We start from the raw sequence: 12,574 nt of genomic DNA on the forward strand, positions 1-12,574 counted from the left end.
GGTACGCGCGCCGGACGCGCGCACTCAGCGTAGGCCCTGCGACCCCCCGACCGTCGGCCTCCCGGCCCCGTCGCACCCGTCACCCCGCCGGTTCACCCGCCCGTAGCGACACGTTCCGGCCACCGCCGCCCGCCGCCGGGTGCGTACCGGCCACACGTCCCTCAGGCGTACGGGAGTTCGGCGCGCGGGAGGAGCCGGCGCGAAGGGCTCAGCGCACCCCGTCCCACAGGGCGCGCTCGTCCGGGCGGGGGTCGCGTACCGGACCGCAGTGCGCGGGGTCGTCCGCCGTGCCGAAGACCATGGTCGTACGGTCCCGGGTGTCGTACGCGGGCCAGCCGGGATCGCCGGTGACGGCGAAGGAGACCCAGGCGGCGTGCATGGTGTCGGCGAGCGGCTGCGGCGGGGCCTCGCCGAGCAGCATGGTCTCGCCGGGCGCGTCCAGGTTGTCGAAGGCGAAGGCGATCTCGGAGGCGTGGCAGGCGCCGAGGCGGCCGTCGAAGGCGGTGGAGCGGCGGCCGAATTCGTAGACGTGGGCGCGCGGCACGGACTCGGCCAGGCGGACCGCGGGTATCCGGAAGAACCAGTCGGTGAGGACGGCGGAGAACAGGTCGCCGGTGGTGGCGCCGGGGCGGTTGGCCGCGTAGAGCGGCAGCGCGGTGTCGGGGTCCAGGCCGTGCCGGGCGATCGCGGCCCGCAGGTGCCTGTCGTCGATGTAGTCGATGACGCCGCTGGGCACGGTGAAGAGCCGGTACTCCTCGGCGGTGGTGCCGATCAGCAGGTCGACGGCGCAGTCGGCGCCGGGTCCCGGCACCGGGTGGGCGCGGGCGGCGGTGCTCGCGGTGTCCGCGATCGGCTCGAAGGGCATGGCGTTCAGCGCGACCTCGCCCCACAGCGCGGGGTCGGGGTTGGCGGTGACCTCGTTGCGCAGGGCGGTCTGCGCGGGCAGCAGGACGTCCAGCGGGAGTGCGGCGAAGGCCGCGGCGGTGGGTTCGACGCCGAGTTTCGCGGCGAAGTGCGCGGCGACCTTGCGGGCGGTGTCCCGGCCGATCGTGTGGTGCGCGGCGCCGCTCTGGAGGATCGCCCGGTGGAAGAGTCCTCGGGCGCCGGGGGCGGTGAGCAGCACCCCGATGCTCATCGCGCCGGCTGATTCGCCGAAGACGGTCACGCGGCCGGGGTCGCCTCCGAAGGCGGCGATGTTGTCGCGGACCCATTCGAGGGCGGCGATCTGGTCGAGCACTCCGCGGTTGTCGGGGGCCCCGTCGAGGGACAGGTAACCGTCCGTCCCCAGGCGGTAGTTGACGGTCACGCAGACGACGCCGTCGCGGGCGAACGCGGCGCCGTCGTAGATCGGCAGCGAGCCGGAGCCGTTCATGAAGGCGCCGCCGTGCAGCCACACCATGACCGGTGCGCCGCCCGCGGTGTCGGGTGTCCACACATTGAGGTTGAGGCAGTCCTCGCCCGCGATGTCCGGGTCGGGCAGCAGCACGTCGAACGGCTTGACGTAGGGGCCCTTGGGCGCGGTCGGGCCGAACGCGGCCGCGTCGCGTAAGCCCTCCCACGCGGCGGGCGGTTGCGGCGCCATGAACCGGTGCGGTCCGAACGGCGGTGCGGCGTAAGGGATGGCGCGGAAGACGGCGACGCCGTCCTGGCCGGCCGCTCCGCGTACGTCGCCCTGCCGGGTGGTGCAGACCGGTCCGTCCATGCGTCAGACTCCTTCGTCCTGTGCCCGCTCCCGGGGCTCGCGTACGCTACCGGCGGCCCGCCCCTGCGGGAGGCGCCGCGACACCTTCAACGTACCAAGCGGTCGGTCAGGGGGCACGATGAGCGATGGCGGTCTCCGCGTCGAGGCGTACGGCGTGGGGCAGCGGGTCGCCTCGGGGCGGCAGACGCTGCGGGGGGTGGGCGTACGGATCGCGCCCGGCGAGCTGCTGGCCGTGGCGGGCGGCAGCGGGTCGGGCAAGACGACGCTGCTGGAGATCCTGGCCGGAATCCGTACCCCCTCGGCCGGTCGCGTCCTGCACGACGGTACGGAACCGGCCGTCCTGCGACCGGCGTTGGGGTATCTGCCGCACGGCAACGTGATGCACGACGACCTGCCGCTGGACCGGGCCCTCGGCTACGCGGCCCGCCTGCGGATGCCCGCCCGGACCGCCGCCGCTCTCCTGGACGCGGCCGTACGCGACGCGCTGGCCGCCGTCGGCCTCGCCGACCGCGCCCGCCAGCCCCTACGCACCCTCAGCGAGGGCGAGCGCCGCCGCGCCTGCATCGCGGTCGAACTCCTCACCCGCCCCCGCGTGCTGTTCCTGGACGAGCCGACGACCGGACTCGATCCGGCGACCGGCGCGGAACTCCTGCGCACCCTGCGGGACTTGACCGCCGACGGCGTCACCGTCGTGCTCACCACGCACGCGCCCGCCGATCTGACCCGCTGCGACCGCGTCCTGTTCCTCACCCCTGAAGGACGCCCGGCCCACCTGGGCACGGCGGCCACCCTCACGGCGGCGTACGGCGTCCCGACGCTGGAGGAGGTGTACGGGGCGGTGGCCCGCGGGGCGCGGGCGGCGGACGCGGCCGCCGCGGAGGAGACCGCCGCGGAGGAGACCGGCCCCGCGCCCGAGGCGGCGCCCGTGGCCGACGGCGCCGCCGCCACACGCCCGGCGCCGCTCGGGGCGGTCGGGCAGTGGTGGCTGCTCACCCGGCGGGCCGGGGAGTTGATGGCGCGCAATCGGCTGACGGCGGCGGTCGTCGTGGGGTCGCCGCTGGTGATCGTGGCGATGTTCGCGCTGCTGTTCCGGCCGGGAGCCTTCGATCCGGCGGCGCCGAGTCCGGGTTCCGCGGCGATGATCCTGTTCTGGATCGCCTTCGGCGGCTTCTTCTTCGGCCTGACCTACGGCCTGTTGCAGATCTGCGCGGAGCTGGCGGTGGTGCGCAGGGAGCGGCTGACCGTGCTGCGGCTCGGGCCCTATCTGCTGTCGAAGGCGGCGCTGCTGCTGCCCGTACTGGCCCTGGCGGACGCGGCGTTGCTCGCGGTGCTGCGCGGTCTGAACCGGCTGCCCGCCGCCGGGTGGGGCACGTACGGGTCGCTGTTCCTGACCGTGCTGCTCGCGTCGGCCGCCGCGCTCGCGCTGGGGCTGCTGGCGTCGGCGGCGGTGGGCGATCCGGGGCAGGCCACGCTGATGCTGCCGATGCTCTGCTTCCCGCAGGTGCTGTTCTCGGGGGCCTTTGTGCCGGTGCCCCAAATGGCTTGGGCGGGACGGGTGTTGAGCGCGGCGATGACCAACCGGTGGGCGTTCGAGGCGCTGGGCGGCGGGATCGGTCTGCGGGAGCTGTGGGCGCATGGCGCGTCGCCGCTGGGGCCGCCGCTGCTGGCCTCGTACGGCGGCTCGTTCGACCGGGCGGTGTGGGCGGGCTGGCTGCTGCTGGCCGGTTTCACGGCGCTGTTCCTGGCCGCCGCGTGGGCGGTGCTGGCGCGCAAGTGCCGCACGGTCAGCAGACCAGCCGTGGGCTGAGCCCCGCCGGGTCGGGCGAGCGGTCGCGGTAGGTCTGCGCGGCGAAGGCGAGGAAGGCGGACACGTCGGCCGCGTTGGAGGACAGGCCGAGCGAGACGCGGACGGCGCCGCCGGAGGGGAGGCCGAGGCGGCCGAGGTAGTCGTCGATGGTGCCGGTGGCGGTACGGACGGCGCCGCCGAGTACGTCGCGGTCGATGGCGAAGGCGACCTCGCCCGTGCCGGGGTTGCAGAAGCAGCCGGTGCGCAGCGATATGCCGTGCGCGGCGCTGTCGCGGCCGACGATCCGCTCGTCGATCACCCGTCCGTCGGCGCCGAGCAGATTCAGCGCGACCGTGCCGCCGCGGCCGGTGGTGTCCTGCGGACCGTAGATCCGTACCAGCGGGCTGCCGTCGGCGTGCCGCAGACCGCGCAGCCCGGCCAGTAACTCGGCGGTGAGCGAGGTGACATGACGGTGTATCGACTGCACGCCGACGCCGGTGATCCAGTCGAGGCCGAATTCGATGTCGGGAATGCTCAGGTAGTTGACCGTGCCGTCCTCGAAGGCCGCCTCGCCGTCGGCCATGTGGTGCCACAGGCCCTGGGCGCTCACCACGTGGATGGTGCCGCCGGAGAACCACGGCCGCCGCAGCCGCGTCAGCGCCTCCCTGCGGGCCAGCAGACAGCCGATGCCGGTCGGGTAGCCGAAGACCTTGTACCAGCTCACGGCCACGAAGTCGGGGCTGAACCGGCCGAGGTCGAGCACGTTCGCGGGCACGTAGGCCGCCGCGTCCAGCAGGACGTCCCAGCCCGCCGCCCGCGCCCTGGTCACCCAGTCCAGCGAGTGCTGGACCCCGCTGAAATTGCTCTGCGCGGGGTACGCGAGCAGTCCGGGCCCCCGGGCCCCGGACTCCGTGCCCGCCCGCGGCCTCGCGCCCGTCAGGACGGCGTCCATCGCCGTCGCGTCAATGCCGAGGCCCGGCGCCTCCAGCGGTACGTACACCGTCCCCGCGCCCCGGCCGCGGGCGTACTCCCGCAGGCCGTTGACGGAGTTGTGGTTGTCGAGGGTGAGCACCAGCCGGTTGTCCGGCCCGAACGGGTAGGCCTCGCCGACCAGTCGGCACGCCCCGGTGGCGTTGGCCGTGAACACCACGGCGTACTCGGCCGGATCGGCCCTGAAGTGCGCGAGCACCCGTGCGCGGGCCCGCTCCACCAGTTCGCCCGACGCCTGCGAGGCCGGGCTGACCGAGTGCGGATTGCCGTAGCAGCCCGCCGCGATCCGGTCGGCGTGCGCCCGCACTTGGGCGCGGGCGGGAAGTCCCGCGCCGGTGTGGTCGAGGTACACCTGCCGTCGCTCGTCGAGATACCCGTATTCGACCGCGCGCAGCGCGCCAAGGCTGTCCATGAGCGACCCCCGGTCTTCCGGTCTCCGGTCCTCCGCGACGCGATCCCGCGCGACCCCGAACGGCCGCCCGTACGACCGCCGTTGCGCCAGTCGTCGCGCCGGCCGTACGACGCCCGCGCGACATCCGCGCGACATCCGTGCGACGTCCGTACTCAGGATCGCACCGCGAGCCGTCCGCCGTGCGGCGTTGCGTACGGTCGCCGGCCGCGGCCGACGGGAGCGCGGTCAGGTCCGGGCGAGCGCGCCGCGGATCAGGGCCAGCAGCGCCTTCGTACTGTCCCTGCGGGCCCAGGCGATCAGGGCCAGCGGCAGGATGAGGATGATCGGCGTCGCCGCGTTGTCGCCGTCGAAGACGGTGATCTGGGTGATGATGGCGCCGATCATCAGGCCGATCATCGCGACCGCGGCGACCTGGTAGAGCACCGGGATCAACAGGGCGACGGCGCCCGCGAGTTCGAGCGCGCCGGTGAGGTACATGAACCAGTCGCCGAAGCCGATGCGGTCGAAGGAGTCGGCCGCGGCGTCGATGCCGAGGAGCTTGGGGGCGGCGCTGGCCACGCCGTAGAAGAGGGCCAGCACGATCTGGAGGGCGAGCAGCGCGGTGCGCGCCCGGCTACGGGCGGGGCGGGCGGTGACGGCTGTCGCGGTACCGGTCGGGGCGGCGCTGGTGGAGGTGGAGACGACGGACACGAGGGGCTCCTCTGGTCGGGTCGATGCGGTGCTGTCGTATGCGCCGTGGCGCTGTCGAAGAGGTAGACCGGGGACCGCCGCGGAACTCATCGCAGGCGCGGGAAAGACTGGGGAAGGCCAGGGGAAAGGCGCGAGGAAAGCCCGGAAAAGCCACCCTGTACAGTGTGAGTTCCCAGAAGGTACTCACTCACCGGGGGTGTACGGCACATGCAGGAGATCACCGACGAGGCCGAACTGCGGGAACTGCTCGGCGAACCCACCGCGGTCGTCCGCGACAAGGCGCGCGACCGGCTGCACGAACTGGACGTGGCCTGGCTGAAGGCGGCGCCCTTCTGCCTGATGGCCACCTCGGCGGCCGACGGCACCTGCGACGTGTCACCCAAGGGCGACCCCGCCGGTTTCACCGTCGTCCTGGACGACCGGACCATCGCGGTCCCCGAGCGGCCGGGCAACCGCCGCGCGGACGGCTTCCGCAACATCCTGTCCAACCCGCACATCGGCCTGCTCTACTTCGTCCCCGGGCGCGGCGACACCCTCAGGATCAACGGCAGGGCGCGGCTCCTGCGCGACGCCGACTTCTTCGACCGCATGGTCGTCAAGGGCCACCGCCCGCAGGTCGCGGTCCTGGTCGACATCGAGGAAGTCTTCTTCCACTGCTCCAAGGCGTTCCTGCGCAGCGCGCTGTGGAAGCCGGAGACGTGGCAGCCCGACGCGCTGGCGTCGCGGGCGCGGATCTCCAAGACGCTGGAGCGGACCGAGGACTCGCTGGCGGAGCTGGAGACGTACTACGGGGCCGCGTACGCGGAGAAGATCTACCACTAGGGCCTGTCCGGCGGATCACGACCGCGATATCCGGGTGACGGCCGCCGGGACCGACAGTAGGGTCGCCCCTTATGCGCATTCTCGTTCTGGGCGGTACCGCCTTCGTCGGCCGCGCCATCGTGGAGGACGCACTCCACCGCGGGCACGACGTCACCCTCTTCGGCCGCGGCAGGACCGGCGCCGGCCTCTTCCCGGGCCTCCCCCGGCTGACCGGCGACCGCGACACCGGCGACTACGCGGCGCTCGCGGGCGACACCCGGTGGGACGCCGTCGTGGACGTCAGCGGCTACGTCCCGCGGCACGTCGCGCAGGCCATGAACGCGCTGGGCGACCGGATCGGCCGGTATCTGTTCATCTCCAGCCACGCGGTGTACCAGCGCGAGGGTGTGGCGCCCGGCTCCGACGAGGACACCCCGCGCCGCCCGCCGGTCCGCGACACCGAGGTGCTGAGCGAGGCCACGTACGGGCCGTGCAAGGTCGCCTGCGAGGACGACGTGACCGCGCGCCACGGGCAGCGCGCCACGATCGTGCGGGCGGGGAAGGTCGCCGGTCCGCACGACCCCTCCGACATGTTCACCTACTGGGTGCGCGCCGCCGCGCGCGGCGGCCGGGTCGCCCTGCCCGCCGACCCCGCCCAGCCGGTGCAGATCATCGACTCCCGCGACCTGGCCCGGCTGGTGATCCGGCTGCTGGAGGACGACCGGCCCGGCGCCTTCCACGCCGTGGGCCCCGAACAGCCGGTCACCCTCGGCGAGTTGATCGAGACGTGCGCGCGGGCCGCGGGCACCGAGGTGAAGATCGTACGGGTCACGCCGGACGTCGTACCGCCGATGTTCCCGCTGGTCCGGGAGGACACCGCCACACAGCAGCGCAGCGCCGCGCGCGCCCGGGCCGCCGGGATGCCCGCGACCCCGCTGGCGGTCACCGCCGCCGACGTCCTGGCCTGGGACCGGGAACGCGGCGAGCCGCCGCTGGAGGCCGGCTGGTCCCCCGAGGAGGAGCGTGCGGTGCTCGCGGCGGCGGCTCGTACGGCGTGAACCGGTCACGCGTGACGCGTCGTCAGTTGTGGCTGTGCAGCGCGTCGTTGAGGCCGCCCCACGAACCCGTGCGCTGAAGGACCTCGACCTTGCCGGTGGTCGAGTTGCGGCGGAAGAGGATGTTGTTGGCCCCGGAAAGCTCCAGCGCCTTGACGATCTTGCCGTCCGGGAGCGTGACGCGGGTGCCCGCGGTGACGTACAGGCCCGCCTCCACGACGCAGTCGTCACCGAGGGCGATGCCCAGGCCCGACTCGGCGCCGAGCAGGCAGCGTTCGCCCACCGAGACGACCTGGGTGCCGCCGCCGGACAGGGTGCCCATGATGGACGCGCCGCCGCCGATGTCCGAGCCGTCGCCGATGACGACGCCCTGCGAGATGCGGCCCTCGACCATGGAGGCGCCCAGCGTGCCCGCGTTGAAGTTGCAGAAGCCCTCGTGCATGACGGTCGTGCCGGACGCCAGGTGCGCGCCGAGGCGTACGCGGTCGGCGTCGGCGATCCGCACGCCGGACGGGGCGACGTAGTCCGTCATCCGCGGGAATTTGTCCACGCCGTACACCGCCAGGTGCAGGCCCTCCGCGCGGGCCGCCAGCCGCGCCCCTTCGACCGCCGCCACCGGCACCGGGCCGATCGACGTCCACGCGACGTTCGCCAGCAGGCCGAACAGCCCTTCCAGGTTGGGCTCGTTGGGGCGGACCAGGCGGTGGCTCAGCAGGTGCAGCCGCAGATACGCGTCGTGCGCGTCCAGCGGCTTGTCGTCCGTCGAGGCGATGACGGTCCGCACCGCCACGACCTCCACCCCGCGCCTCGGGTCCTTCCCGAGCGCCTTGGGCGCCGCCGCTCCCAGCAGCTCCGCCGCGCGCTCGGCGCTCAGCCGCTCGGTGCCCGCGGGGCCCGCCTCCGCGGCGAGTTCCGGTGCGGGGTACCAGGTGTCCAGGACGGTGCCGTCGTCGGCGACGGTGGCAAGGCCGACGCCGAGGGCGCCGGGGGCACGATGCTCATTCATACCCAGACGCTAACCCGTCCTCCCCCCGCCCAGCCACCCGCCCCGCCCCCCGCCCCGGTACGGCTCCCGATCCGCTACGGGCGCGCCCGCGGCGTCCGCGGCGGCCTCAGTGCCGCGCCCTCGGCGGTGCCTCCTCCCACGCCGCCGCCCCCGCGGCCCCGGCGCCGAGCACCGCGCAGCGCAACCAGTGCTCGCCGGGCGGGAGTTGACCCACCAGCACGGGCAGTGACGTGCGCCGCGCCAGCACATTGGTGCCCGGCAGCGGGTCGAGCACCCGGCCGCTACGGCCGCCGTCCAGATCGCGCAGCCCGCTGAGGTCCCCGGCCCCGGTGACCGTCACCGCGCTGCCCTCGCTCTCCTCGCGCCGGGTCAGCCCCGCGTCCCGGTCGACCGCGAAGCCGCCCTCCGCCGTGTACAGCGCGCGGCCCGTACGGACGCGGTGGGTGCGCAGGTGCCAGGGCGCGGCGGCGGTGAGCCAGGTGGTGATCTCCACGTCGGGCCACGGCCGCCAGGTGCTGCGTACGGTGTCGCCGTCCTCGACCGCCGGATCGTGCTGCTCCTCGCGCACCCGGAAGTGCCGCGGCGCCGTCCCCTCCTCAATGTCGGCCTCGTCGCTGACCGCGAGCACCGAGTCGTACGCCCCCGGCTCCGGGCCGAGACCGTCGACCGGCGCGCTGAAGCCGAAGCGGGAGGAGTACGCGAATTTGGCGTACTTCGCGGCGCCGCCCCGCGCCCAGAGATTGTGCTGCGACCCGCTGAGCAGCGTCGCGTCCCCACCCGAACGCATCAGCACCGCCCCGGCGTCCGGCTGCGCCAAGGTCTCCGGCAGCTCGGCGGCGGGCTCCTCGTCCGCCGTCCAGAAGGCGTGGTCCGCGGGCAGGGCCAGCGGCAGGAACGCCTTCATCGCCCAGTACGGCGAGCCCGGCCCGTTGTACTGCTCCGCGACCGCCGGCTGCGGATAGCCGTACCCGATGGTCAGCACCCCGTCCGGCGACGTCAGCGCCGACCGCTCCCGCCACCAGCGCAAGTGCCGCGACAGCAGCCCCTTGGCCTCCCCCGGCGGCACGGCGTCCACCCCCGCGTACGGCAGCGCCCCCCAGAACGAGCCCTGCGCGAACCGGTACGTGAGACTGCGGCCGAACGGCACGGCGGCGCCGTCCGCCGCGAACCAGTGCCGGAAGCCCGGCGCGAAGTCGGCCGCCCGCTGCCGGAAGCGCGCCGCCCGCGCCGGGTCGCCGTCGCCCGCGAGCGCCGCGTAGATCAGGCCGTAGAAGTGCATGGCCCACGGGATGTAGTAGTCGCGCTGCGCGGTGTTCCCGTCGGCGTACCAGCCGTCCTGGCGCGCGTACGTCTCCAGCCGGTCCAGCCGGGCGTGCCGCGCGTCCCGGTCGTGCGCGTACCCCACCCGGTCCAGACCGAGGCTGACCAGCACCGGGAAGAAGTTCCAGTTGTTCTCGGGCGTGTCGGCCCCCAGGAAGCTCGCCAGCCAGGCACCCGCCCGGTCCCGTTCCTTGCCGCTGAGCGGGTCCCACAGCTTCTCCGGCGCCAGCGCCAGCGCGAATCCGACGGCCGCCGTCTCGACGGTCCGCTGGTCGATGCCGGTGGCCGTCCCCCAGTACTCGGGATGCCCCGGGTCCGTCCCCGCCGCCAGCCCCCGCGCCCACAGGTCCCAGTGCGCGAATTCCCCGCCCCCCGCCGCCAACGGCGCCAGCCCCCACAACGGCCGCGCGTATCCCTCCAGGTCGGCCGCGGTGTCGTCATGGTGCGCCGTGTTCACCCCCAGCCGTATCCGAGCGCCCCCCTCGCTCGCGTACCGCACCAGCGGATCGACCAACTCCCGCACATACGCCTGCATCTCCCCACGCGCGCCACTGCCGCTCGCCATCCCAACCGCCTCCCTCACGAAGTTGCGATAATTTTCGCAACACCCCCAAGAGACCGTCAACGGCCCGGACACGGCATCGGGCGGCCACCGCGTGAGACGCGGTGGCCGCCCGATGCCGTGGCGCGGAGCCCTGCGATGCCGAGGCGGAGAGCCCGGAGAAAGATCAGACGTTGAAGCCCAGGGCGCGGAGCTGGTCGCGGCCGTCGTCGGTGATCTTGTCGGGGCCCCACGGGGGCATCCAGACCCAGTTGATCTTGAGGTCGTTGACGATGCCCTCGGTGGCGGAGACGGCCTGTTCCTCGATGACGTCGGTGAGGGGGCAGGCCGCGGAGGTGAGGGTCATGTCGAGGGTGGCGACGTTGGAGTCGTCGACGTGGATGCCGTAGATGAGGCCGAGGTTGACGACGTCGATGCCGAGTTCGGGGTCGACGACGTCGTAGAGGGCCTCGCGGATCTCTTCTTCTGAGGCCGGAGTGGTGCTCAGGCCGTTCGGTACGGGGCTCATGAGGTCTTCCCTTCGGAAGCTTCCGAGGCTTCGGGACCGTCGGCCAGCGCTTGCGCCGTCGCGTCCTTCCACGCCATCCAGCTCAGCAGCGCGCACTTCACACGCGCCGGGTACTTCGAGACACCGGCGAACGCGACCGCGTCCTCCAGCACTTCCTCCATCGCGTCGTCCGGCTCGACCTGGCCCTTGGACTGCATCAGCTCCAGGAAGGTCTCCTGGATCTTCCGCGCCTGGGCCACGTCCTTGCCGACCAGCAACTCGTTCAGCACCGACGCGCTGGCCTGGCTGATCGAGCAGCCCTGGCCCTCGTACGAGATGTCGCCGATGACGGCGCCGTCCATCCGCACCCGCAGGGTGATCTCGTCCCCGCAGGTGGGATTGACGTGGTGCACCTCCGCCTGGCCGTCCCGCAGGCCGCGCCCGTGGGGGTGCTTGTAGTGGTCCAGGATCACTTCCTGGTACATCGAGTCGAGCTTCACAACACCACCATCACCCGAAGAAGTTCCGTACCTGCTCCAGCCCCTCGACCAGGGTGTCGACCTCGGCCGGGGTGGAGTACAGATAGAACGACGCCCGCGTGGTCGCAGGAATTCCGTACCGCAGGCAGACCGGCCGCGCGCAGTGGTGGCCGACGCGTACGGCGATGCCCTGTTCGTCGAGCACCTGGCCGACGTCGTGCGGGTGGATGTCGCCGAGCGTGAAGGAGATCGCGGCGCCGCGGTCCTCGGCCGTGGTGGGGCCGATGATCCGCAGGTCGGGAACCTCCAGCAGGCGGCCCACCGCGTAGTCGGTCAGCGCGTGCTCATGCGCGGCGATCTTGTCCATGCCGATCGCGGTCAGATAGTCCACGGCCGCGCCGAGGCCGACGGCCTGGGCGATCGGGGGCGTACCGGCCTCGAACTTGTGCGGCGCGGGCGCGTACGTCGAGGAGTGCATGGAGACGGTCTCGATCATCTCGCCGCCGCCGAGGAACGGCGGCAGGTCCTCGAGCAGCTCCTGGCGGCCCCACAGGACGCCGATGCCGGTCGGGCCGAGCATCTTGTGGCCGGTGAAGGCCACGAAGTCCGCGCCGAGCGCCTGCACGTCGAGCACCATGTGCGGCGCGGCCTGCGAGGCGTCGATCAGCACCAGGGCGCCGACGTCCTGGGCCCGGCGCACGATGGCCTCGACCGGGTTGACGGTGCCCAGGATGTTGGAGACCAGCACGAAGGAGACGATCTTCGTCTTCTCGGTGATGATCTGCTCGATGTCCGACAGGTCGAGCCTGCCGTCGTCGGTCAGCCCGAACCACTTCAGCTTCGCGCCGGTGCGCTGCGAGAGCAGCTGCCACGGCACGATGTTTGAGTGGTGCTCCATCTCCGTGATGACGATCTCGGTGTCGCTGTCGACGCGGTACGGCTCGTCGGCCCAGCCGAGCATGTTGGCCACGAGGTTCAGCGACTCGGAGGCGTTCTTGGTGAAGATCACCTCGTCACGGCTGGGCGCGTTGATGAAGGCGGCGATCTTGTCGCGCGCGCCCTCGTACAGCGCGGTGGCCTCCTCGGCGAGCACGTGGACGCCGCGGTGCACATTGGCGTTGTGCCGCTCGTAGTACTCGTTCAGCGCGTCGAGCACCTGGCGCGGCTTCTGCGAGGTCGCCGCGTTGTCCAGGTACACGAGCTTCTTGCCGTCGTGGACCAGGCGGTCCAGGACGGGGAAGTCCTTGCGGATCGCTTCGGTGTCCAGGAGGCCCGGCAGCACCC

General features: G+C 73.0%; 11 protein-coding genes. 3 read left to right on the forward strand and 8 right to left on the reverse strand.

The window, feature by feature from the left end:
- Positions 1-208: 208 nt before the first annotated feature.
- Positions 209-1,702 carry a carboxylesterase family protein gene (locus ABZX65_RS03005; RefSeq protein WP_355333822.1) on the reverse strand — a complete coding sequence of 498 codons (1,494 nt, stop codon included), beginning with the start codon at positions 1,700-1,702 and terminating at the stop codon, positions 209-211.
- 118 nt (positions 1,703-1,820) lie between these two features.
- Here ABZX65_RS03005 and ABZX65_RS03010 point away from each other — a divergent pair, with 118 nt between their 5' ends.
- Positions 1,821-3,509, forward strand: coding sequence for an ATP-binding cassette domain-containing protein (locus tag ABZX65_RS03010; RefSeq protein WP_355333825.1), 1,689 nt, complete (start codon positions 1,821-1,823; stop codon positions 3,507-3,509).
- Here the strand turns inward: ABZX65_RS03010 and ABZX65_RS03015 are convergent.
- Positions 3,487-4,890 (reverse strand): aminotransferase class V-fold PLP-dependent enzyme, encoded by a 1,404-nt coding sequence (locus tag ABZX65_RS03015; protein ID WP_355333828.1) that lies wholly within the window; start codon positions 4,888-4,890, stop codon positions 3,487-3,489. The two genes, ABZX65_RS03010 and ABZX65_RS03015, sit on opposite strands and share 23 nt — an antisense overlap.
- Positions 4,891-5,115: 225 nt before the next feature.
- Complete coding sequence (locus ABZX65_RS03020; RefSeq protein ID WP_355333831.1) at positions 5,116-5,580, reverse strand: DoxX family protein; 465 nt, start codon at positions 5,578-5,580, stop codon at positions 5,116-5,118.
- 207 nt (positions 5,581-5,787) lie between these two features.
- Between ABZX65_RS03020 and ABZX65_RS03025 the strand changes: the two genes are divergently transcribed.
- Together ABZX65_RS03025 and ABZX65_RS03030 are read left to right on the forward strand one after the other, a co-directional pair.
- The gene (locus ABZX65_RS03025) at positions 5,788-6,402 is read left to right on the forward strand and encodes a pyridoxamine 5'-phosphate oxidase family protein (RefSeq protein ID WP_355333834.1); all 615 of its coding nucleotides are present in this window, start codon (positions 5,788-5,790) and stop codon (positions 6,400-6,402) included.
- Between the two features lie 71 nt (positions 6,403-6,473).
- Positions 6,474-7,439, forward strand: coding sequence for an NAD-dependent epimerase/dehydratase family protein (locus ABZX65_RS03030; protein WP_355333836.1), 966 nt, complete (start codon positions 6,474-6,476; stop codon positions 7,437-7,439).
- 22 nt (positions 7,440-7,461) lie between these two features.
- Here ABZX65_RS03030 and dapD read toward each other — a convergent pair whose 3' ends face one another.
- The 5 genes from dapD to ABZX65_RS03055 all read right to left on the reverse strand — a co-directional run bounded on the left by dapD (position 7,462) and on the right by ABZX65_RS03055 (position 12,569).
- Positions 7,462-8,442 carry a 2,3,4,5-tetrahydropyridine-2,6-dicarboxylate N-succinyltransferase gene (dapD, locus tag ABZX65_RS03035; protein ID WP_355333839.1) on the reverse strand — a complete coding sequence of 327 codons (981 nt, stop codon included), beginning with the start codon at positions 8,440-8,442 and terminating at the stop codon, positions 7,462-7,464.
- A gap of 106 nt (positions 8,443-8,548) precedes the next feature.
- On the reverse strand, positions 8,549-10,327 hold the full coding sequence (locus tag ABZX65_RS03040) for a DUF2264 domain-containing protein (protein ID WP_355333841.1): 1,779 nt from the start codon (positions 10,325-10,327) through the stop codon (positions 8,549-8,551).
- Between the two features lie 163 nt (positions 10,328-10,490).
- Positions 10,491-10,832, reverse strand: a complete 342-nt coding sequence (locus tag ABZX65_RS03045; RefSeq protein ID WP_188284432.1) for a metal-sulfur cluster assembly factor — start codon at positions 10,830-10,832, stop codon at positions 10,491-10,493.
- On the reverse strand, positions 10,829-11,311 hold the full coding sequence (gene sufU / locus ABZX65_RS03050; protein WP_188284431.1) for a Fe-S cluster assembly sulfur transfer protein SufU: 483 nt from the start codon (positions 11,309-11,311) through the stop codon (positions 10,829-10,831). Before sufU ends, ABZX65_RS03045 begins: the two co-directional genes overlap by 4 nt.
- A 10-nt stretch (positions 11,312-11,321) precedes the next feature.
- On the reverse strand, positions 11,322-12,569 hold the full coding sequence (locus ABZX65_RS03055) for a cysteine desulfurase (RefSeq protein ID WP_355334677.1): 1,248 nt from the start codon (positions 12,567-12,569) through the stop codon (positions 11,322-11,324).
- Between the last annotated feature and the right edge of the window lie 5 nt (positions 12,570-12,574).

The sequence above is a fragment of the Streptomyces sp. NPDC003300 genome (assembly GCF_040610915.1).
GTDB lineage: Bacteria > Actinomycetota > Actinomycetes > Streptomycetales > Streptomycetaceae > Actinacidiphila.